Source organism: Aminobacter niigataensis (genome assembly GCF_946995915.1).
Lineage (GTDB): Bacteria > Pseudomonadota > Alphaproteobacteria > Rhizobiales > Rhizobiaceae > Aminobacter > Aminobacter niigataensis.
Genome location: NZ_OX341517.1, coordinates 3,300,619 through 3,322,204 on the forward strand (window position 1 = coordinate 3,300,619; position 21,586 = coordinate 3,322,204).

Below are 21,586 nucleotides of genomic sequence, written 5' to 3' on the forward strand. Positions count from 1 at the left end.
GCGTCACTCCTCTTCATAGGCGTTGCGGAAATCGGCCCCGATCTCACCCATGAAGCGCGTCTCGGCGCTCACGGCGATTTCGCGATGGCGTTTCTTGTAGAGATCCCAGAGCTTCGCACTGCGGCCGCCGGCCAGCAGCGTCTCGATCGACGAACTCGATTTCAGCTCCTCTTCGAGTGCGACGGGATCGAAGCGATCGATCATACGGCGCAGCGCACCCTGCAGGCCGCGCCAGGCACGAACATGATGGTGGGCGAGGTCGCGGATGGCGTCGGCAATCGCCGGCTCGCCGGCGAGGAAGCCGGGGCTGCGCTCGGCGAGGATGGTTGCCAGAACATCGTCCACGGTGGGCAGGAACTTGAGCGGGTTCACTTCCGAAGAGCCGACCACGGTCTGCTCGATGCGGGCATTGCCTTTTTCCTCGGCCCGCTTGCGCAGCAGCTGCATCAGGCCTTCGAGCATCAAGCGGTATTCACGACCGAACTTCTCCATCTCGGCAATCGGGTCCCGGCCTGAAGCCTCGCCCTGATCGAGACCGATGCCGCGAAGGAACGCGGCGCGAAGGGCGCTGTCGGATGGCAGGGCAGCCTGTGGCGGGGCTGCGTGCAATCTCTCGCGGGCACGAAGCGACGGAGGCGGAGGCGGTGGCGCGTCGACCCGACGTGGCGGCACATCCCGGGAGGGGGGAGCGGAAGCCATGTGTTCTTGCGCATTCTCTTTCGCCCTGTCCGGCTTCTCGCTGACCGGCAACTCATGCGCAGCCTCTATCGGCGGAGAGGGAAGATCGAATCCGGCATCGAACGTTTGCTCTGCTTGGCGCGCCGGCTCCTTTGCTGCAGGTGGAGCTTCGACGGATGCAAAGCCGAACGGGTCGGCGAAGGCGGAGGTGCCGTTCCTGGCTTCGTCCGGATGCCCGTTCGCCACCGGGGTGGACACCGGATCGAGGCTGAAGGGGTCGTCGAATGCCGGCGAACTGCGTTCGGATTTGTCGCCACGTTCGTAGGCGCGGAAGGCTCCAGCTTGGGGCTGCTCGAACGGATTGGGCAGTTCGGCGGGGCGCGGCCGTTGCGGCTCCTCGTCGGTCTTGAGCGAAAAGAAATCGTCGCTGCCCATGCTGGCCGGCACACGCGACGCCGCTGGTTGCGGCGGTTGAGGTGTGGACGTCCTTGAGGGCGATGATTTTTGCGCCGACGGCTGGGCTGAAGGCTGCAGTTCGACAGCGACGACATAGTCCCCTAGCCGGAGCCGCATGCCGTGCCGCAGGCGCGCCGTATTGCCTGATCCGAGCGGGGCGCCGGCATCGTCGATGAACAGGCCGCTGCTCGACGTGTCGATGACGAAATAGCCGTCTTCTTCGGCTGTTATGCGGCAGTGGGCACGTGAGACGAACATGTCGGGGTCGTCGATCTGCCAGCCCGCCTCAGGACTGCGACCGATCACCAGTTCACCCTTGTCCAGCCGGGACTGGCGCACCGCTTGTGCGCGCGGTCCCTGCTCAAGCGTGAGGAGCAAGCTCATGCCCCGACTCCCGCCATTTCTGGCCGCCAGCCGACGATTGTCCGCAGGCGCATGTCTTCAGCATCGTCTCTTTCCGCAGGGGGCGCAAGCCACGCCGTTCGGCCGAGCTGCGCGGAGCCCAGGCGCGCCGGCGGAACCTCCTTGCGCGCCAAAACGATGCGGAGATCGACGTCCAGCAACTCGCCCAGGAGGTCGCGGATGGCGCGCTTCAGCACCACCAGCCTTTTGCTGCCGGGCAGAAATGCCCGGTAGGTTTCGAAGTCGAGCGGTCCGATGCGCAATTCGACCCGGTTCTGGCGGCTGAAGCTGCGCGGCCCGATGGTCGCGCTCCTGCCAAGTGCTGCGCTGGCTTGGCCAATCCTGGTCTGCAACGCGGCCGGGATCTCCAACCATGACGCAACGAACTCCTTCAGCCGGACAGGTACATTGAAGGCTTCGGCGACGAACAGGGTGAGCCGCTCCGGCCCGTCGACCTGGCTGGCAAGGGCCGCGGCCTGCCGCAGCTTGACCGCATCCAGATCCGGATCGGCAGCATTGTGGGTGTCGGGAAGGCCGATGCCGGCCATGGCTTCCATCATCGAGCGAACACGGCCGCCGACGGCACGCTCGACCTGCACGCCGGGATGGGCGTCCGCCCAGGCGCGATAGAAAAGGGCAATCATCCGATGCTGCAGGATGTTGACGAAATCGACGAATGTCGTGTCGCTGGTCTGATGCGCGTCGGCGCCGACAAACCAGCGTTGCGACAGCCGGTCGAGCACCCAGCGGGTCACGTGCAGCGGCAGCGGTCCTTCAGGTCCGAGCAGACCGAGATTGGCGACGGTGACGCGCGCCGGGGACTTGTCAGTGGCCGGCTGGAACTTGACCACGTCCTGGGTGGAAAAGCCGAGGCGCACGTGCTGGCCGAGCCGTGCCGGCTCCCGATCGAGACGCCCGGAGTGGCCGAAAAGCCGGTTGTCGCGTTCGAGTTGCCGCAGCAGCTCGAAGAAATCGTAGCTGTCGGCCGGCACGCTGGAGGCCTCTAGATCAGGAAGCGGTTGCCGGGCGTCATCGGCCATGGCACGTCCTCCTGTCTCTGGAGCAGTCGGGTGCGGGTGCGCACGAACCCGTTGATGCCGGCATGGCGGGCAAACAGCCGGGCCAGCAAGGCGGACAGCAGAAGCGAGCTCTGCCCTGACAAGACGGACTGGTCGACGTGGAGCATGACCTCGGTGCCGCGGCCGAAACACATCGGCCCCGGAATCGCCAGCCGCTCGACCACCGGCTGCGAGTCTATGCGGACGATGGAGCGCACATGGCGGCCAAGGACCGGATCGCCACGGTCGGCATAAAGGTCGAGCAGCGCATGCAATGGATCGACGCCACGCCCGTCCTTGGCAAGGCTCAGGAAGTTGAGCGACAGCTGGGCGACGAGCCGCCAGGCCAGTTCGTCGGCACGGGATTCCGCGTCTGCGCCGGCGGGCAGGGCGGCAGGAATGGAATTCTGCGGGGGACGCAGAGCACCGAGCAACCTGATCGTCTCGACCGGGTCACCGCTTTCCAGCGACAGTGACGGATTGTCGTCGAGGATCGGCAGATCCCTGTTGGTGCAAAGCGCGGTGACTTCGATACGCTTGAGCGTCCGGCCCGTAGGCATGCCCACCGGCCGCGAAATGGCGAGGAAAACATCGTCGCCAGTGTAGGTCGTGCGCGTCATCCCCTCGCGCCGCTCATCCTCCGTCGCGCGGCGAGGCCGGCGCTCGGTCGAATAGACCCAGCCATTGCCCCTGTTCTGGCCGAGGCTGAACAGGGCCGGGATTTCAGCATCGGCACCTTCGGCTTCGGCATCCTCGACATGCGTGATGCGATAGATTTCGAAATCGCGCGGCCGCGTCCGATCGGCGTAGAGCACCTGCCGGGTCCGCCGCGCGTCGAGTTCGATGACGTTGCACTCGCGTTCGAACAGGTTGATCAGCGGGGTGGCGAAGAGCTCGAAATCGGCAGGCGCGAGATCGGCGAGTTCCGGCGCCGCCCGCCGCAGCAGGAAAATGATGTCGAGGCCGGCGTCACAGCTGCGAATGACTGGCTGGAGTCCAGCGACACGGACATAGTGGAAACGCTCCGGCATCATGAAATATTCGCGCAGGAGACGATAACCCTCGAATGTCGGACGCGTCCGGGGCATCAGCGCCTCGGCGTCGCCTATGCCGACCATTTGCGGCTCGGGCAGAGGTGCGAGCCTGCCCTGCTTGCCTGCCTGGCGCGCACCGACAGCAGTGCAGACGCCGAAGATCGTGTCGAACAAGAGGGCTGCCTTGGTGCGGCCGGCAAAATGCAGGTCGAGCCGATCGAGCGCCAGTTCGCTGAGCTTGCCCTTGCCGGTGCGGGCAATGGTGATGCGGAGCGCGGCTTCGCTGGCGACACCGGCGGGCGCCGTTATGCCGGCGGCTGCAAGGGCACTGCGGTCCTGGTAGTAGCCGACCGAAGCGATTTCCAGCGGCCACAACGTGACGTCCTGCGCCGTGGTGAAGGTCATGCGCGTGGAAAGGCCCGGCTGCAGGCTCGATACGAGGCGGGTGCCGCGCTTGACGAGGTGACCGGCATTCATCGTCTGGACCTGCTGCCCCGGCTTCAGCACCGCCATGGCCGTTGCCGGCGTTGGCGACAGCAGGTCGGGATAGAGGACCTCGAGCACGCTGCGCGCGAACCTGGAGCGCTCGGCATCGACCTTCAGCCTGGTGCGCGCCGCCAGAAACGCGACGCCGTCCAGCAGGCGCTCGACATAGGGGTCCGGGCAAGGTGCGGTGTCGAGCGAGAGATTGCGCGCGACCGCCGGATGCATGTCGGCAAATTCCGCTGCAAGCGTGCGGATGTGGGTCAGCTCCTCCTCGTAATACTCCAGGAAGATCCGATCCATTCTATGCCTCGCCGTATTCGGTCCGCGCCAAGCCGTTGTCGAGGTTGATCGTGGTCCTAAGCCGCAGCCGTTCCGGCGTAGGCGTCATGATCAGGACCCCGTCGATTTCGATCTTGATACCCATGCTTTTGTCGTTGAGGGTGACGGTGACCTTGGTCGCGCTTTCCTTCAGGCGCGGCTCGAAATTGCCGAGAACCGTCTTGATTTCGCGGGCCAGTGCATCGCGATCGAAATCGCGCGACGAGCGGCCGGAGAAAGACGGCACGCCATAGTTGACCACGCTGCGCCGCACTTCCGGAAAGTCTTCGAGGTTCAAGCGGATATCGGAGACCTGCTCCTCCTCGAGGTCGGACAGCAGCGGAAGGGCTTCGAAGCGCTCAGTGTTGAAGAGCGCTTCGATGTCGCGACGCACCGCCTCGCGCAGCACGCGTGCGGAGACGACGATCCCCCGGCTTTCAAGTTCGACCCTGTTGCGGTTCTGGAAGACCAGCCTATGCAGGCGCTGCTTGTGATCCGGGGTCAGGTCAAGGTCGGAATCGATCAGGCGCGCGGTCCCGGCGAGCAGGGCATCTACCCGCTCGCCGCCGAGTTCGTTGTCCAACGACTGACGCAGCCCCTCGATTTCCGAGCTCAGCCCCGGCAGGTCGTTTACCAGCCGGTCCCATAGCGACGGCTGCGACGCCTCTCGCCTTGCTTGCTGAACTCCACTGGCCTTCATCATGCAGCACCAAGGCGTCTATGCGGGGCCTCACAAGCCGGTTGCAACGCTCATCTCTTGCGTATGGTCGGTATCGTAGACCAGCTCGATCGTCTTGTAGGCGAACTGCACGAAGTCCTCGAGCGTGTCACTGTTGGTCGTGCTGGCACCGAAGCCGTAGGAAACGACGGAAGCCTCCTTCATGGTGACGACGAAATAATCGCTCGTCTCGCCGTCGATGGTCCGGCGGCAAGAGATGACGACTTCGTCGAACTGCTTGTTCTCATGGCATGCCTTGGCAAGGTAGGGCGACGACATGTCGACGTCCTTGGAGCAGCTTACGGTGCCCAGGGCGACGCGGCCCTTGCGCGAAAGCGAATTGGGATCGAATGGCGCAACCATGTTGAAGGCGACGTTGAATATCTCGATCTCTTCGTCGTGGCCGTCGCGGGTGCTCGGGCCCTTGATGTCAGGAACCTTCAGGAAGCCGTCGATCTTCGTTGCTTTTCTGAGATCGTCATCCGATGCCATTGTCTCTCTCCGTTACTGAACAGTTCAGGACTTGACCGAAGGCAGCTCCGACACGAGCCGGAGCGATGCGTTAATTCCTTCCAGTTGGTAGTGCGGGCGCAGGTAGAAACGCGCGTTATAGTAACCGGGCCGGCCCTCGACACTGTCGACCTGGACCTCGGCCGCTGCCAGCGGACGCTTGGCACGGGCCTTGTCGTCGGCGAAGGCCGGATTGGCGAGCACGTAGCGGTTGATCCACTCCGTCAGCCATATCTGCATGTCGGAACGTTCCTTGAACGAGCCGACCTTGTCGCGGGCGATGGCCTTGAGATAGTGGGCAAAACGCGACACCGGGAACAGGTAGGGCAGGTTGGCGCTCAGCCGTTCGTTGGACTGCGCATCCGGATCGACCAGCCGTCCTGCCCGGGTCTCGTCGTCCTGCAGCGAGTGGGCGCCGATGAAGGCGGCAAGATCAGTGTTCTTGCGATGCAGGATCGGCATCAGTCCGAGCTTGGCGAGTTCCGCTTCGCGCCGGTCGTCGATGGCAACCTCGGTCGGGCACTTCATCGCCACCGAGCCGTCGTCGGTCGGGAAACTGTGCACCGGCAGGTTGATCACCGTGCCGCCGTTCTCGACGCCACGGATCTGGGTGCCCCAGCCGAACAGCTTGTGGCTGCGGTTGATGTTGACGCCCATCGGGAAGGCGGCGTTCATCCAGACGTATTTGTGGTGGTCGCCCTGGACCTCCTCCTCGAAGGCGAAACCCTTCACCGGTACGGTGTCGGCGCCATAGGGCAGCCGGGCCAGGACGCGCGGCATGGCAAGGCCGATATAGCGGGCGTCCTCGCTCTCGCGCAGCGATTGCCACGAGGCATAGGCCGGATTGGAGACGATCTGCTGCAGGTCCTGCGGGTTGGGCAGTTCCTGCCAGCTGTCCATGCGGAACAGGCGTGGCGAGGCCGCAGCGATGAAAGGCGTGTGCGCGGAGGCGCAGACGCCGGAGAGGTTGCGCAGCAAGCCGACGTCGCGCGGGTGATTGGAGAACTCGTAGGCCCCGATCAGGCAGCCGAACGGTTCGCCGCCGAACATCGAATATTCGTCGGTGTAGACCTTCTTGAAGACCGGGCTCTGGTCCCACATCTGGCCTTCATAATCTTCCAGCGTATCGGCCAGCTGCTCCTTGGAGATGTTCATCACCCGGATCTTGAGCTTCTGGTCGGTCTCGGTGTTGTTGACGAGGTACCAGAGGCCGCGCCACGTGCCTTCCATCTCGCGCACTTCGGGTGCGTGCAGAATCTCGTTGAGCTGGACGGTCAGCATCTTGTCGATGCCCGAGATCAGCGACTTGATCGACTTGATCGCGTTCGACGAGATGGTGGTCGTGTCGGAGCGCGACTGCGCGGCGAGTGCGAGATTGCGGACGAGCTGTTGCAGCTTCTCGCTATCGTCCTTCTTGACCTTGAAGTCCTTCTCCAGCAGGTCGCTGAATTCACCGAGGTCGATGGCCTCTGCCTCGGCGACCGTTGGGCTCTTTTGCTGTTCGGCCATGGCTCTATTCCTCGACCTTGTCGCTGTCGGAGAGCGCCTGGCTGGCGATCTGGCCGAGCAGAGGCTCGTTGTTCAGCAGTTGGGCGATGCGCTTTTCGGCGTCGGCGCGACCGTCCATGAAGCCCAGCAACTCCTCCAACTGACGGCGCATCTTGAGGATCTCGGCCAGTTGCGGAACCTGCTCGGCAATCTTGTCGGGCGCAAAGTCGCCCATCTTGGAGAAGGTGAGGTCGACCGCCATTTCTTCCTCGCGCTCGGCGCCTTCGGCCTGGGGCAGGGTGTTCTTGACCCGCGCCTTCACCCGTGGGCCAAGCGCTTCCATGAAGCGCGGGAAACGGTTGGCGTCGGTCTCGACGAAGGTGCGGTCGAGGACCGTCTTCTGCGCCTCCTTGGTCTGCGACGAGCCGGCGAGATCGGCCATCACGCCCATCACGAAAGGCAGTTCGATGGTCGTCGGGCTGCCGTAGGTCTCGACGTCATAGGCGATCTGCACGCGCGGTGCGCGATTTCGCTCGATGACCTTAGCTTTGCTTTCGGCTGGCATGCTTGGCTACCTTTCATCCTTCTGAGGCGTCTTCTTGTCGGTTACGCCGGCGAGGAGCCGGAACTCCTTGAGCCCCGAGGGGGCGAGATCTTCCATCAGCTCGACGAAATCCATGTGCACCATGCGGCGCACGCGGCGGGCGAGATGCGGGATCGGGCTCGACGGTTCGGTGCGGTCGTAGAAGGCAACGACAAGGTCGAGGCATTTGACGACGTCGTCGCGAGAATTAAGGCGGTCGGGGAGGGCCATGGTCGGTCCCGCATGGTTGGCCACCGGCTCCGGCGCGTGACCGTTGGGCTGCACTGCAACTGGTGTTGCCTGGGTGAGTTCGGGCTTCGCCGCGCCGTTGGGCGTCGGGCGCGCGGACGATCCACGCTCGAGCGTGGCCAGCATCCTGTCGAGAAACTTCTTGAGATCGGGAACGGTCGGCCCCGTGCTTTCCAGGCGCTTGTTGAGCGCCGTGTCGATGGCAGCAAGTGCTGCGCCCGCCGCGCGGGCATCGGCGACCAGTTGCTCCATGGCGGCGCCCGCCTGATCGGCTTGCGCGGCACAGGCGCTGCGCAGCCTGGTCAACAATTGCTCGTGCGCGGTGGAGAGCGCTGCCCGCTCGGTGTTGTTCAGTCCCTGGGCCGCTTCCTGCAGCATGACGCGATCGTCAAGCGCACCTTGCTCAAGTTCCCGGCCGGAGATCGGGCCGAAACCGCGCGGGGCGAAAAACACCGTCTTCCTGAGATCGGCGAGCAGGCCCTCCTGGCCGTTCTGCAGGTCGAGCACGGCGTTGATGCGGCGCAGGGCTGCGTCGCGTGGCGGCGCATTGGGCCGCAAGGCGGGGTGCATCGTTTCCCAATGGGCGTCGAAGGTCCGCGCTATCAGCATCAGGCCTTCGGCCAGCCCGGCGAGCCCGCGGGAATTGGCCAGGGCGCGGGTGACCAGCGTCAGCAACCGCAGGTCGCGTCCCTGGTTGCGCAGTTCGTCGGCCTTTTCGAGAACGACGTCCCAGTCGACGGGAATGCTGACTTCCGCCGAGGGCCTGTTGCGCTCGTCGTGGACGACATCGGATTGCGGGACGGCGAGGCGCTCGAGCTCGTGAAAGCGCGGATCGTTGCGCAAATCTTCCCCCGACGGGTTTTCACCGTTCAAAGGGTTGAGCCAGAGAGCAAGATCAACCACGCACCCCCCCACGCCAAACTGAAGGACGGAAGTCGCCGGTATTTCACTCCACTCTGGTTTAGCACAATTCAGGCAGCGCTCAAAGTTGGACGAAGCTAGCCCTTAAGCGTTAGTGACCACGGTCGCGCGAATTGTTACGGTCGTTCCAGGCGCATGGGCTGACGCCCGCCAGCCGAGGCCGCGCACGGCTTTGTCAAGTCGCGGTTTGTGTGGCAAGTTATCGGGAACGCAGTCCGGGCATTGGAGACACTCCATGGAACCCAAGGGCATGCAGCAGCGCAGGTCGTCCCAAGGCTTCAAGCGCAAGGAACTGGTCGGCAAGCTCAATCCCACCTGCCTGCGCGCCTTCAAGGCGGCGGCCGACGCGGCAAAGCTGCGTGGCAACCCTTACGTCGAACTCGTTCATTTCATTGAACAATTGGTGCTTTCGGATCGCTCGGACGTGCAGATGATCCTGGCCGACGCCGGCGTCGATGCCGCGCGCGTGGCGGGCGACATGACACGCGCCGTCGACAAGCTGCCCTATGGCGCGACCTCGATCGAGGAGTTCTCCGACCATATCTTCCACGCCATCCAGGAAGCCTGGAATCTGGCGACGCTGGAATTCGGCAGCGAGGAAGTGCGTAGCGCCCATGTCATCCTCGCTTGCCTGAAGGTGCCGGTGCTGGAAGGGCTGGTGTCGAAGATCAGCACGGAATTCGACAAGATCGATGCCGATGGAGTGATCTCGCGTTTCGCCGACGTGGTCGACGGCTCGCTGGAGGGCTCGGGCACGGCAGCAACGGCACCCTCAGCCGAGACGGCGCGGCGCATGGCACCGGGCGGGGAGTCGGCGCTGGCGAAATACGCCACCGACCTGACCCAGCGGGCGCGCGACGGCAAGATCGATGCCGTCGTCGGCCGCGACCCGGAAATCCGCCAGATCGTCGACATACTGATGCGTCGGCGGCAGAACAATCCGATCCTGACCGGTGAAGCCGGCGTCGGCAAGACGGCGGTGGTCGAGGGCTTTGCGCTGCGCATCGCCGAAGGCGACGTGCCACCGATGCTGGAAGGCGTCAGCGTGCGCATGCTCGATGTCGGGCTGATGCAGGCCGGGGCCAGCGTCAAGGGCGAGTTCGAAAAGCGGCTGAAGGCCGTCATCGACGAGGTGCAATCCTCCGAAACACCGGTAATCCTGTTCATCGACGAGGCACACACGCTGATCGGCGCGGGCGGTGCTGCCGGCACGGGCGACGCGGCCAACCTGCTTAAGCCGGCGCTGGCGCGCGGCGAGTTGCGTACCATCGCCGCCACGACCTGGGCCGAATACAAGCAGCATATCGAAAAGGACCCGGCGCTGACCCGGCGCTTCCAGGTGGTCAAGATCGACGAGCCTGACGAGGCGGCCGCCATCCTGATGCTGCGCGGCATCGCCGGCGTGCTCGAAAAGCACCATCAGGTGCAAATCCTCGACGAGGCGATCGAGACGGCGGTGAAGCTGTCGCATCGCTACATCCCGGCGCGGCAGTTGCCCGACAAGGCGGTCAGCCTGCTCGACACCTCTTGTGCGCGCGTCGCCATCTCCCAGCACTCGCGGCCGGGCGAGGTCGAGGACCTGATGCGCCGCCGGCAGGCGCTGGAGGTCGAGCAAGGCATCATCGGCCGCGAGGCGGCAATCGGCATCGATGTCGACGAGCGCAAGGCACGTGTCGAGACGGGCCTGGCCGAGACCGATGCGGCGCTCGCTGCCGCGCAGGCGCGCTGGGACAAGGAAAAGCAGGTCGTCGCGGAGATTCTCGAGTTGCGCGCCAGGCTACGGGGCCAGGGCGTGGCGCTCGATCCGGTTGCCGCGGAGGCGGGTCCGGAGGAACAGCCCGCCGCCGACGCCGAGCCGGTTGCGGCCAATGACGATGCGGTTCAGGCCGAGCCTGCGGAGCCCGAAGCGGTAGCCGAAGAGCCGACCGATCCCGCCGCCGATCTGGTCCGACTCAGGGAATTGATGGCGGTGCTGGCCGAGGCGCAGGGCGAGACGCCACTGATCCTGCTCTCGGTTGATCGCAACGCGGTGGCGGCGGTGGTGCAGGACTGGACCGGCATTCCCACCGGACGCATGCTGTCCAGTCAGACGGAAAAGGCCTTGCGGCTGGCGCAGACGCTGGCCGAGCGCGTCGTCGGCCAGGACCACGCCATGGAGATGATCGCCAAGCGCGTGCAGACCAGCCGGGCGGGCCTGGGCGCTCCGGAAAAGCCGGTCGGCGTGTTCCTGCTCTGCGGTCCTTCGGGCGTCGGCAAGACAGAGACCGCGCTGGCGCTGGCCGAAACGCTCTATGGCGGCGAGCAGAACCTGATCTCTATCAACATGTCGGAGTTCCAGGAGGCGCATACCGTCTCGACGCTGAAGGGCGCACCGCCCGGATATGTCGGCTATGGCAAGGGCGGCATCCTGACCGAGGCGGTTCGGCGCCGGCCCTATTCGGTGATCCTGCTCGACGAGGTCGAGAAGGCGCACCCGGATGTGCACGAGATCTTCTTCCAGGTCTTCGACAAGGGCATGATGGACGACAGCGAGGGCAGGCGGATCGACTTCAAGAACACGCTGATCCTGCTCACCTCCAATGTCGGCTCGGAAGTCATCATGGCCAAGACCAACGGTGGCGAGTTGCGCGAGAAGGTCGAGAACCTCGACGCGGCCCTGCGCGCGCCACTTCTCAAGGTATTCCCCGCTGCCTTCATCGGCCGCGTCGTGACCATCCCGTACTATCCGCTGTCGGGCGACATGATCGAGGCGATCACCCGCCACCAGTTCGGCAAGATCGCGCGCCGGCTGCAGACGAGCCACGGCGCGGAGCTGGTGATCGGCGACGGCGTGATGGAACTGATCAAGGCGCGCTGCACCGAGATCGAATCCGGCGGCCGCATGATCGATGCGATCCTGACCAACACGTTGCTGCCGGAATTGAGCCGCGGCGTGCTCAACCGCTCGCTCGACGGCGAGAAGCTGACGCGCGTCACCGTCGGCGCGTCAGGCGAGGGGTTCAGCTACGAATTTGGGTAGGGGCGGACGTCCCCGCCGAACGCTATTACCAACCACCACCACCTTCGCCCCTGTCGCTACGCTCACTCGCAGCGGGGGTGATAGGTTTCTTGACAACTTTTGGCTGGACTTGGACAACTCTTGGTTGGACTGGGGCTGCGACCGCGGCCTTCCTTACGGGCGCCGCTTTCTTGACCTGCACGGGTTGAACTGCAACCGGTTCTTCAACTTTCATCAATGAACCGCAGCCGCTCAAGGGCAGAAGCACGGTCGCCATAAGAAGACTGATGGTATGCGATCGCATGTCGGGTCTCCCTGTTGTCGTCACAGCATGTCAAGGCGCGGTCTGGAGTCGAGCCACTCCTTGCGAAGGAGTTCGACGAGGAGTTCTCGTGGTTCGCGAGGTGCGTCGCCCCCAAGGACGGTGGCGGCTGCTTCCCGACTGCGTGCGCCGAGCACACCGTCGACATCTCCGATATCCTGTCCCATGCGACCGAGCGCCAATTGCACCTGCTTGCCGACTTCACGATTGCCGATCTTGCTCAGTCCCGCCTTGGCTTCAGCCGCGGCGTCAGGGGCGTCATAGGAAGCGGCGAGTGCAAAGAGGCGAACCATCTCGCCGTCGTCTTTCTGCAACGTCGGGTTGTCCCTAAGCAGCTCGGCTGCAAACAGAGCACCCCAACCATCGCCACGGTCCGCGCTTTCCCGATACCAAGCAGCGAGAGTGGATGCATCTGCGCTATTGTTCTTCACCGCCATCCGGCCAAGAAGCCTGCCAGCATATGGGTGGCCATTCGCACGCGCTTTTTCGAACAACTCGGTCGCCCGCGCCGTGTCTTGCGGGACCCCGGCGCCATCGCGATAGAGGATCCCGAGGTTTACCATCCCGTAAATGTCGTCACGTCCGGACGATTCCGTGAAGAAGCTCAGAGCCCGAGCGTCGTCTTTCTTCACATGCTCGCCAACATGATACTCCCATCCAAGCTGGTTCATCGCATAGGTGTGGCCGGACTCCGCGGCGCTAGCCAGCAGTGACATGCCACGCTCGACGTCGGCTTTAGCTCCACGCCCTGTCACCAGTGCCCGGCCGAGCGAGTATTGCGAATAAGGATCACCTCTTTGCGCTCCAGTTTCGAAAAGCGGGATCGCACGTACTGGATTGCGCTCGACGGCCGCGCCCAGTTGATACATGCGCCCGAGCAGTTCTGCCGCACGCACATGCCCGGCGTCGTTGGCTGCGTTGAGTTCTGTCAAAGCTGAACCGAAATCGCCATTGGCATAGAGCGCGCGGGCATATTGATACTTGAACCGCGCCACCTCGGGATGCTGGTCGACGGCTGCCTTGCAGGCGGCCAGTGCCTTGGGCACGTCGATGTCGTTGGGCAGCTTGCCGTCGGCCACGGCCTGCACGTCGAGCGGTTCGGCGGCGAGGGTGTCGCATTCGTTGACCGAGACGGCGACATTGATGGTGATCGGCGCCGGCGCAACCGTCTTGACCGCAGGCATCAGCACGACTGTGCGCACCGATGGCTTGGCTGGCGCCTTGTCGGCGGGCAGTGGTATCGGCTTGACCTCCATGGTGTCGGTGCTGGTGTCGGCCTTGCCGGTGTTCGTCTGGGGCGCCATGGCGACTGTCTCGGCCACCGGCGCTTCGCTCTCGGACGCACTCACCACCTTCAGGGACGGGCGTATGCGCAGCTTGGTGATGTCCTCGGCCTTGATCAGGTCGCCTTCGGAAACGATCTGCCCGTCGACCGCCACCTGGGTCTCGGGATCGCGCTTCTCCAGGCGGAGCCAGCCGGTCGGGGCGCTGGAGCGCACGACCTCTTCGGGCATGGCGGCGAAGCCGGTGCCGATGTCGGAGGCCATGGCGACGAGGATCGGCTTTGCCTGTTCGGGCTGCGCCGGCTTCGGCTCTTCGCCCGGCTGGATGGCCAGGGCCGGCTTGACGGGTGCCTCGGCGACCGCCTGGGCATCGACGACGACGCGGACGATGCCGCTGGCGCTGCGGCCACTGTCGGTGGTGACGGTATAGCGCACTTCGTCCCCGGTCATCTCGGCGGAGGCCGGCTTGAGCATGACCTCCTCGATGCGGTCGGCTGAAATCTTGCTGTCGAGACTGAGCTGCTGGTCGCCGAGCCAGAGCGTGCCCTGGTCGGGCAGCTTGGTGAAGCTGATCGTCAGCTCGGCATTGCCGCTGGTGATCGGCGGCGAGATGCGCAGGGCGACCTCCTTGGGAGCAGGAGGTACGCGAACCTCGCGCATATCCTCGATAATCAAGAGGTTCTGCCGGGTTACGAAGAAGAAGGATGAGGTGAGGCTCGAAGCGTCCCACGGCGTCTGGCGCCCGTCGGTGCGCTTGATGACCTCGGCGCGGATGTCGCTGAGCAGCTTCCTGACCTCGACATTGGGCTTGAGCGCGTATTCGGCGAAAGTGCCGGTGAACGGGCTGAGGCCGTCATTGCCGTCGAGCGCCACACGGTCGGGAGCCGTCGAATAGACGATCAGCGTGCCGTCCTGGGGCGCGACCGAGGCAAGCCCCTTCTTGCCCTCGACGGCGACCTTGGCCTGGCCGACATAATAGGAATTGTTGGCGAAGGGATTGTCGCGGCAGGCGTCGAGGATCGCGATCTGCAGCGACGAGGTCTCGCGCATGTATTCTAGAAGGCTCGACATGTTGTAGGCCTGGACCTCGAGATCGTAGGAGGTCGCCAGGGTGGCATCGACCGGCAGCATGAAGTTGTGGCCGCCGACCTGCACGGCATGGCCGCTGTAGTAGAACAGCGCGACGTCGCCGTCGTTGAGCGTCCTGAGGAAGCCGAGGATGGTTTCCTCCAGGCCCTTCTTGTCGAGATCCTTGCCGAGCGTGACTTCGAAATTGGCGCGCTCCAGCACGTCGCGGATGCGGTCGGCATCGTTTGTCGCGTTCGGAAGTTTTGCCAGATGCTCATAGGCCGTATTGCCGATGACCAGTGCTGCGCGGCGGCCCGAGACACCGTCGGCAGCCAGTACGGAACCGAGGGCCAGCAGCAGAACGAGGCCGCAAGCGACCATCGCGCCAGCCAATCGCGCGGCAATGCCAGAATTGCGAGCAGGCAAGCAGCCCTCGCATACCATTGACTGCCTCCCTTTAGGATTGCAGCATTTACAGGCTTGGCAAGGCTTGCAGTCTTAGAAAGGCAAGCATCCTCCTCGCAGGCATCGGTGTCAACGCTGATCAAAAAGGCTATTCGTCGGTCTTCGCCGGAGCAGGGCTTGAGCAAGAGCCCATCGTGAAAATCCGTGTTATTGTCGCGGCAAGATCCAGCACCGCAGGTGTGAAGCAATGGCCGGCAGGCGCTCACGCAGGGATGGAACCAGGTCATGACTCCGGACGACGCGAGCCCGGAGGACAAGACACGCATCGCGCCCGATACCGGCGTGCACAAGGGCGTCCAACTCAACGGCATCTACGAGATCGACGAGCACATCGCCACCGGCGGCATGGGCGAGGTCTATCGCGGCCACAACATCCAGACCGGCGATCCGGTGGCGATCAAGGTCGTGCTGCGCGAATTTGCCCGCGACCAGGGCATCCTGGCGCTGTTCCGCAAGGAAGCCTCGATCCTCAACCATCTCTCCAACGACGCCATCGTGCGCTACCACGTCTTCACGATCGATCCGACGATCGGCAGGCCGTATCTGGCCATGGAGTTCGTCGACGGCCAGTCGCTGGGCGAGCGTATCCGCAGCGGCCCGCTCGACGCGCAGCAGGCGCGCAAGATGCTGGCCCGCGTGGCGTCGGGCCTTTCGGTGGCGCATGAGGCCGGCGTCATCCACCGCGACCTCTCGCCCGACAACATCGTGCTGCCGGGCGGCCGGGTCGAAAAGACCAAGATCATCGATTTCGGCATTGCCCGCTCCGCCAATGTCGGTGGCGGCACCCTGCTCGGCGGCAGCTTTGCCGGCAAATACAGCTTTGTCTCGCCCGAGCAACTGGGCCTCTTCGGCGGCGACGTCACCGAGCAATCCGATCTCTACAGCCTCGGGCTGGTGCTGGCCGCGGCCTTGCGCGGCAAGCAGCTCGACATGGGCGGGTCGCCGGTCGAGGTGATCGAAAAGCGGCGAAGCGTACCCGACCTTTCCGGCATCGACCCGGAATTGCTACCGCTGCTCAACGCCATGCTCCAGCCTGACCCCAGGGATCGCCCCGAAAGTGCCGCAGCGATCGTCGAATGGCTGCGCGAGACGAGCGGGGTGACTGCAAGCTCGGGCACCCATCCTGGCATCGCCGGCCAGCTCGATCAGGGAAAACCCGCCGAACGTACCTGGCGCCCGCCGGGGTCGCCGGCCAGCGGGCAGAGACCACCGCCGCCCGAGTCGCTTTTGCCGCGCGACGCACCCTGGCGCAACGCCGGGGCAGCGGGCAGGCCTGTACCGGACCGTCAGCAGAAGCCGGCGACGAAGGCTCCACCTGCCGCGGAGAAGCCGAAATCGGGACGTGGCGCCCTGATCGGCATCTTGTTGCTGGTTGCGGCAGCGGCGGCCGGAGGCGGGGTCTATTATTCCGGGCTTGTGGATGGCCTGCTGCCGGGCGGAACGACACCCGCCCCCAGCGACCAGACGGCTGGCGGCAAGCTGACACCGGCAAAACCCGAACCGCTACCGGAGCCAGTGGCAAAAGCCCCGCCTGCAACGGAGACCGTGGCGAAGGCGCCAGCGCCCACCGAAATCGCCAAGCCGAAGCCGGCGGAGCCAATCAAGCCGATCGCCGTAGAGCCGCCCAAGGCTGCGGTCAGCGCGGCGGAGTGGTTCAAGTCGTTCGATGGCGGCTCCTGCTTCTATGCTTCGGTGGCCAACCCGTCTGCGCCGAGCCCCCAGGTCGATGGGCTGGCGACCTCGAAGGCGCCATTCGACAAGCTGGCGCGCGATTTTTCGTCGGTCTTCGGCGCCAAACCGGCCGTCAATCCGCGCATGATCGAACGCGACCAATGCCCTGTCGCCGACTTCCTGAAGGCGCTGCCGCCGGGCGAGGCGAGCGGGCCTAAGCTGGTGCTGAACAAGGACAATCTCAAGGTGGGCGACTCGCTCCAGGGCACGCTGAGCGGGACCGGCAGCCGCAACGTCAACCTGCTGCTGATCGGCAAGGACGGCGTGGTCTACAATTTTGCCAGCCTGCTCAAGAAGTCGGGGGCAGGCGAAGCCACGTTCAGCATGAAGCTGTTTCCGCTCAACGACCAGGAGGCGTCGGCGCCGGAACCGCACCTGATCGTCGCACTGGCCAGCGACGGCGGCATCAAGGCTGCCGACATCAGCGACCCCGAACTGGCGTCCGACCTGTTCCCGAAGATACGGTCGGAGATCGAAACGCAGCCCAACGGGGCCGGCGTCGCCTTCGGCTATTTCCTGTTCGACCGCTGAGGGCAGGGTTCAAGCGTCGGAACGCTGCAATGCCTCGTTTCCGGCGAGTTGGAGCCCCATTTCGACAAAAGCGGCCAGCACGTCGTGGCGGTCTTCCAGTGCCACCCGTGCCAGCCCGGCCAGAATGCCAGCATTGACGGCGCGTGCCGCCGGCAGCTCGACCGACCTGCCTGTCGCGAGCGCGATCCAGACGGCGGGCGTGCGCTGGTCCGGCGTCGCCATCACATCCAACAGCGGCGGGCCGTTGCCGCCGGCGCCGACCCAGTCGCCGACCTGCGCCAGAAGGCGGCGGTCCGGCTCGTCGAAAAGCTCACCCAGATTGTCGAGGCATTCGTGCGCCCACCAGATCGCGGCCGGCATGGGCAGCAGCCAGGCGCAGAAGGTGATTGCTTCCTCGGGCGTCCTTCCGCCAAGCAGCGCCCGGCAGAAATCGGCTGGCGGCTCGTCGGTGGCCAACGCCAGCATGTCCCGCGCGGCGTCGGGATATGCCTCGAACAGGTCTCGCGCTGTCCTGAACCGGAGCTCCTCGGCCATCGCCGGGACCTTTCCCGCCATCCATCCTGGCTGAGACAATAACAGGCTTTTGCGCCGTGCTCGACCACCGCGACAAAACATTGCTTCGACCAGGCCGTGGCAGGTTTCAGTCGCCCGACAAGGGAGCCTGGGGCCAGCGCTGCAGCGCCTCGCGCCCGGCATCGGTGAGGTCGTAGACGCCGCGCTCGACCCGGACGAACCAGCCGTAGACGTTGTCGAGCAGGATGTTGGCAGCCCGCGATACCGTCGGCGCGAGATCGCGCGGCCGCCTGGCGCCATCGGCAAGCGCCACCGCGCATTTCAGCGCGTCCTGGCGGTAGGCGGTCATGATCGGCGCGCGCGAGCCACCACCTGCCACCGGGTCGCCCTGCCGTCGCTTGTGCTCTGCTACCAGCCGGGAGCGGCGCTTGGGGTCCCTGCGCGGGGCAGGCGCGTCGGGGCTGAGCAGCACCTCGACACGCTCGTCTTCGAAGATGCCAAGCAGTCCAAAGCCCAGCCGCCGGCACAGATTGCGAAAGCGCTTGTCGCCTTCGCGGCCCTTGCCACGCGGCGACATGCGCGCCGCAAGCCAGACCTCGTCCGCCGCCGCAGCCCGGTCGACGCCCTGCAGGACCAGTTCGAGATTGAATTGCAGCTTGAGTTCGCACACCACCACGATCGGCGGCGCGTCGGCGCTCAAGGCCAGCAGGTCGCAGCCGCCGATCTCGCCCTTGACCTCGAAGCCCAGGTTTTCGAGGAAACGCTTGACCGGGATGTAAAGAGCCGTCTCGAGCATTCAGCTGCGTCCCAGGCTGCCGGGTGCGGGCGAGCGGACCGGATTCTGGCGAGTGCCAGGTTGACGGTCGGCTCCTGTAGGTCGGAATTGCGGCATCACCTCAGGCCTGCGCTCAGCTGGGGCGCCAGTCGAACTTCAGTTCCTCACGGAAGGCGAAGCGTACGATATGGTCGACGACGACCTGTTCGAGTTGAGGCAGGTTCGCGGCTTCCACTTCGACCGTCAGCGACGTGTCGTCGGCCGAAAGTCCGACCACCCGTCCTTCGCCCAGGTCTATGCGCCCCGTGGTGGGCGAGAACTCGACGGCGAACTTGTGGCTCCAGTGCTTGCACAGCTGCTGCAGGTAGCGGCTTGCATGTTCCGTTGCGACGACTGCGGTTGATTTCGGCATGATTGTCCTCGGAGTGATCGCGGCCTTGTGCGCCAACATGCGCAATTAGTCACCCGATTCGCTTGGAAAAGGCACCCACGCAGAGTTCACGAACCCGTTCGCGCAGCCAGCGATGTGCCGGGTCGGCATCGAGCCGCGGGTGCCATAGCATGGAAACGGTGACCTCGGGAACGGCGACGGGAAGGGCAAAACTGTGCATTCCCGCCCGGAGATTGCCCGTGTGTCGCTCGGGAACGCTGGCGATCAGCTCGGTGGAGCGCGCCAGGGTCAGTGCCGCCGAAAACCCGCTGACGATCGTGACGATCTCGCGGCGCAGCCCGGCCACCCCTAGGACCTCGTCGATGAGCCCGGTGTCGCGGCCTTGGCGCGAAACGTAGACGTGCCGTCCCGCAGCGTATCGCGCAGCTGTGACTTCGCCCTGTGCCAGCGGATGATCCATGCGCACGACACCGATAAAGCGGTCCTGGAACAGCGCCTGAACCCGCACTTCCGGACTTGTCGTTTCTTCGACGACGCCGGTTTCCAGATCGACGCTTCCGTCGCGAAGGGGCTCGCTGTTCTTGTCCGGCTTGTGGATGAAACGCAGCCGCACACCGGGCGCGTCACGGCCGAGCAGAGAAAGGAGGCCCGGCCCGAAGTTTTCGACGAAGCCATCACTGGTGCGCAGCGTGAAGGTTCGCTCCAGCTTCCTGGGATCGAGTTTGTCGGCGGGACGCAACACTGCCTCAGCCTCCTGCACCAGGCGACCGACCTGCTCGCGAAGCTCAACGGCCCGGGGCGTGGGGACCAGCCCACGCCCGGCCCGCACCAACAGCGGGTCGCCGGTGGTGTCGCGCAGCCGTGCCAGCGCCCGGCTCATCGCCGATGGACTGAGCCGCAGCCGCCGGGCGGCGCGGGCAACGCTGCCTTCCGCAAGCAACACATCGAGGGTGACGAGAAGGTTGAGATCGGGCGTCGACATGTCTCGACCTTATAATGACATGGCGCCAAACGCACGAATGAAGTGCAATCGGTGCGCGTTCCGCTATGCCATAACAAGGACTACGTCTCTCCAGGCTCCATTCCGGGAGCGGGGAAACGGAGGTCGTGTTGAACAACCACGCTATAGAACAGGATGAGTCAGTGGTCGGAAGGACCGGCCCCGGATCGTCGGCTCGATGGGCACTCGCCAGCCTTGCGCTGTCGATGCTACTGTCTTCGCTTGGCACCAGCATCGCCAATGTGGGCCTGCCTGCATTGGAACAGTCGTTCAACGCCTCCTTCCAGGAGGTACAATGGGTCGTCCTGGCCTATCTTCTGGCCATCACCACCCTGGTGGTGAGCGTGGGACGGCTCGGTGACATCACAGGTCGCCGACGGCTGCTGCTGGCCGGTATCATGCTTTTCACGCTGGCATCGGGCTTGTGCGCCGCCGCGCCGACACTTTGGCTTCTGGTGGCCGGACGGGCAGTGCAGGGTGCCGGAGCAGCCGTCATGCTGGCCCTCACGATGGCCATCGTCGGCGAGACGGTGCCGCAGACAAGGATCGGCAGTGCCATGGGCCTGCTCGGGACGATGTCGGCGGCCGGCACCGCTCTCGGCCCATCGCTCGGCGGCTTGTTGATCGCCATGTTCGGCTGGCAGTCGATCTTCCTCGTCAATATGCCGCTGGGTTTGCTGGCCTTCTGGCTCGCGCTTCGCTACCTGCCTGTTGGCACCACAAGTGCGGGGCCCGCCCGTCAGGGCTTCGACGTGACGGGGACATTGCTGCTTGCCGCCACCCTCGGAGCCTACGCGCTGGCAATGACGATCGGGCGCGGCAATTTCGGGCACCTCAACATTCTCCTGCTCGTGGCTGCGGCTTTTGGGGGAGGGCTGTTCGTCCTGGTCGAGGCCAGGACAGCATCGCCATTGATCCATTTGCAGCGGCTCCGCGATCCGGTGCTGGGTCCAAGCCTGACGATGAACGCGCTGGTCGCAACCGTGATGATGGCGACACTCATCGTAGGGCCGTTCTACCTCTCCCGCGGGTTAGGGTTTGATGCGGCTACAGTCGGCATCGTCATGTCTATCGGGCCAGTCATTTCCATATTGAGCGGCGTGCCCGCCGGCCGCATCGTCGATCGTTTCGGAGCGGCGCAAATCGCCATGGTCGGGCTGGTTGCGATGGCGGCGGGCGCCATGGCGCTGGCTTTGCTACCTGCGATCTACGGAATCGCCGGCTACATTTTCGCCATTGCGGTGCTGACACCGGGCTACCAGTTGTTTCAGGCGGCAAACACCACATCCGTCATGACGAACGTCAAGCCTGGCGAGCGGGGCGTTCTGTCAGGGATGCTCAACCTTGCACGCAATGTCGGGCTGATCACTGGTGCATCCGTGATGGGTGCGGTGTTCGCGTTCGCCTCGAAGGCGGACATCGCTGCGGCAGGTCCGGACGCCGTGGCGACGGGCATGCAGGCGACGTTCGCCGCAGCGGCTGGCTTGATTGTCGTCTCGCTGGCCATTGCGATTGCGGCCTATCGCCGGGTGTCGGGACCCGAATTGAACGCAGGCAAGGCGTCCCCCGAGTAACCTTCGGGCGATGCCGTTTGCGCGCTGATAACTT

General features: G+C 64.8%; 16 protein-coding genes. 3 read left to right on the top strand and 13 right to left on the bottom strand.

All coding sequences use genetic code 11. The features are described 5' to 3' along the window. Positions 1-3 precede the first annotated feature (3 nt). From tagH to tssA, 8 genes are read right to left on the bottom strand one after another with little or no spacing between them, the layout of a single operon-like run. Positions 4-1,518 carry a type VI secretion system-associated FHA domain protein TagH gene (tagH, locus tag O1Y97_RS16095; protein WP_318761670.1) on the bottom strand — a complete coding sequence of 505 codons (1,515 nt, stop codon included), beginning with the start codon at positions 1,516-1,518 and terminating at the stop codon, positions 4-6. Continuing rightward, complete coding sequence (gene tssG / locus O1Y97_RS16100; RefSeq protein WP_318761671.1) at positions 1,515-2,576, bottom strand: type VI secretion system baseplate subunit TssG; 1,062 nt, start codon at positions 2,574-2,576, stop codon at positions 1,515-1,517. The genes tagH and tssG overlap by 4 nt, the downstream gene beginning before the upstream one ends. Further along, entirely contained in the window at positions 2,540-4,414 is a 1,875-nt protein-coding gene (gene tssF, locus O1Y97_RS16105; RefSeq protein WP_318761672.1) for a type VI secretion system baseplate subunit TssF, read from the bottom strand. The genes tssG and tssF overlap by 37 nt, the downstream gene beginning before the upstream one ends. A gap of 1 nt (position 4,415) precedes the next feature. Beyond that, on the bottom strand, positions 4,416-5,135 hold the full coding sequence (gene tssE / locus O1Y97_RS16110; RefSeq protein ID WP_183261166.1) for a type VI secretion system baseplate subunit TssE: 720 nt from the start codon (positions 5,133-5,135) through the stop codon (positions 4,416-4,418). Positions 5,136-5,162: 27 nt separating this feature from the next. Beyond that, on the bottom strand, positions 5,163-5,642 hold the full coding sequence (locus O1Y97_RS16115; protein ID WP_108608123.1) for an Hcp family type VI secretion system effector: 480 nt from the start codon (positions 5,640-5,642) through the stop codon (positions 5,163-5,165). Positions 5,643-5,666: 24 nt separating this feature from the next. Then, complete coding sequence (gene tssC, locus O1Y97_RS16120) at positions 5,667-7,169, bottom strand: type VI secretion system contractile sheath large subunit (protein WP_108608124.1); 1,503 nt, start codon at positions 7,167-7,169, stop codon at positions 5,667-5,669. A gap of 4 nt (positions 7,170-7,173) precedes the next feature. Further along, complete coding sequence (gene tssB, locus O1Y97_RS16125; protein WP_108608125.1) at positions 7,174-7,713, bottom strand: type VI secretion system contractile sheath small subunit; 540 nt, start codon at positions 7,711-7,713, stop codon at positions 7,174-7,176. A 6-nt stretch (positions 7,714-7,719) separates the two neighbouring features. Further along, entirely contained in the window at positions 7,720-8,883 is a 1,164-nt protein-coding gene (gene tssA / locus O1Y97_RS16130; RefSeq protein ID WP_318761673.1) for a type VI secretion system protein TssA, read from the bottom strand. A gap of 268 nt (positions 8,884-9,151) precedes the next feature. Between tssA and tssH the strand changes: the two genes are divergently transcribed. Continuing rightward, on the top strand, positions 9,152-11,920 hold the full coding sequence (tssH, locus tag O1Y97_RS16135) for a type VI secretion system ATPase TssH (protein WP_318764224.1): 2,769 nt from the start codon (positions 9,152-9,154) through the stop codon (positions 11,918-11,920). A gap of 303 nt (positions 11,921-12,223) precedes the next feature. Here the strand turns inward: tssH and O1Y97_RS16140 are convergent, their stop codons facing one another. Continuing rightward, complete coding sequence (locus tag O1Y97_RS16140) at positions 12,224-14,998, bottom strand: caspase family protein (RefSeq protein ID WP_318761674.1); 2,775 nt, start codon at positions 14,996-14,998, stop codon at positions 12,224-12,226. Between the two features lie 264 nt (positions 14,999-15,262). On the opposite strand from O1Y97_RS16140, the gene O1Y97_RS16145 reads away from it, so the two are divergent. Beyond that, complete coding sequence (locus O1Y97_RS16145) at positions 15,263-17,299, top strand: serine/threonine-protein kinase (protein ID WP_318761675.1); 2,037 nt, start codon at positions 15,263-15,265, stop codon at positions 17,297-17,299. A 9-nt stretch (positions 17,300-17,308) separates the two neighbouring features. On the opposite strand, the gene O1Y97_RS16150 is transcribed toward O1Y97_RS16145, so the two are convergent. The 4 genes from O1Y97_RS16150 to O1Y97_RS16165 all read right to left on the bottom strand — a co-directional run bounded on the left by O1Y97_RS16150 (position 17,309) and on the right by O1Y97_RS16165 (position 19,960). After that, a complete protein-coding gene (locus tag O1Y97_RS16150) occupies positions 17,309-17,833 on the bottom strand; it encodes a DUF6931 family protein (RefSeq protein ID WP_318761676.1) in 525 nt (174 codons plus the stop codon). A gap of 106 nt (positions 17,834-17,939) precedes the next feature. Next, complete coding sequence (locus O1Y97_RS16155) at positions 17,940-18,608, bottom strand: DUF2161 domain-containing phosphodiesterase (protein WP_318761677.1); 669 nt, start codon at positions 18,606-18,608, stop codon at positions 17,940-17,942. A 112-nt stretch (positions 18,609-18,720) separates the two neighbouring features. Next, entirely contained in the window at positions 18,721-18,999 is a 279-nt protein-coding gene (locus O1Y97_RS16160) for a DUF2218 domain-containing protein (RefSeq protein WP_318761678.1), read from the bottom strand. Between the two features lie 49 nt (positions 19,000-19,048). Continuing rightward, complete coding sequence (locus O1Y97_RS16165; RefSeq protein WP_318761679.1) at positions 19,049-19,960, bottom strand: LysR family transcriptional regulator; 912 nt, start codon at positions 19,958-19,960, stop codon at positions 19,049-19,051. A gap of 128 nt (positions 19,961-20,088) precedes the next feature. Here O1Y97_RS16165 and O1Y97_RS16170 point away from each other — a divergent pair, with 128 nt between their 5' ends. Beyond that, a complete protein-coding gene (locus O1Y97_RS16170; RefSeq protein ID WP_404801187.1) occupies positions 20,089-21,552 on the top strand; it encodes an MFS transporter in 1,464 nt (487 codons plus the stop codon). Positions 21,553-21,586 lie beyond the last annotated feature (34 nt).

Bases quoted from the DNA above. Each gene is read 5' to 3' on its own strand.
- O1Y97_RS16155 (WP_318761677.1), bottom strand. From the start codon at position 18,608: ATGCTCGAGACGGCTCTTTACATCCCGGTCAAGCGTTTCCTCGAAAAC.
- tagH (WP_318761670.1), bottom strand. From the start codon at position 1,518: ATGAGCTTGCTCCTCACGCTTGAGCAGGGACCGCGCGCACAAGCGGTG.
- tssH (WP_318764224.1), top strand. From the start codon at position 9,152: ATGCAGCAGCGCAGGTCGTCCCAAGGCTTCAAGCGCAAGGAACTGGTC.
- O1Y97_RS16145 (WP_318761675.1), top strand. From the start codon at position 15,263: ATGACTCCGGACGACGCGAGCCCGGAGGACAAGACACGCATCGCGCCC.
- O1Y97_RS16115 (WP_108608123.1), bottom strand. From the start codon at position 5,642: ATGGCATCGGATGACGATCTCAGAAAAGCAACGAAGATCGACGGCTTC.
- tssB (WP_108608125.1), bottom strand. From the start codon at position 7,713: ATGCCAGCCGAAAGCAAAGCTAAGGTCATCGAGCGAAATCGCGCACCG.
- tssE (WP_183261166.1), bottom strand. From the start codon at position 5,135: ATGATGAAGGCCAGTGGAGTTCAGCAAGCAAGGCGAGAGGCGTCGCAG.
- O1Y97_RS16160 (WP_318761678.1), bottom strand. From the start codon at position 18,999: ATGCCGAAATCAACCGCAGTCGTCGCAACGGAACATGCAAGCCGCTAC.
- O1Y97_RS16150 (WP_318761676.1), bottom strand. From the start codon at position 17,833: ATGGCCGAGGAGCTCCGGTTCAGGACAGCGCGAGACCTGTTCGAGGCA.
- tssG (WP_318761671.1), bottom strand. From the start codon at position 2,576: ATGGCCGATGACGCCCGGCAACCGCTTCCTGATCTAGAGGCCTCCAGC.
- tssC (WP_108608124.1), bottom strand. From the start codon at position 7,169: ATGGCCGAACAGCAAAAGAGCCCAACGGTCGCCGAGGCAGAGGCCATC.
- O1Y97_RS16165 (WP_318761679.1), bottom strand. From the start codon at position 19,960: ATGTCGACGCCCGATCTCAACCTTCTCGTCACCCTCGATGTGTTGCTT.
- tssF (WP_318761672.1), bottom strand. From the start codon at position 4,414: ATGGATCGGATCTTCCTGGAGTATTACGAGGAGGAGCTGACCCACATC.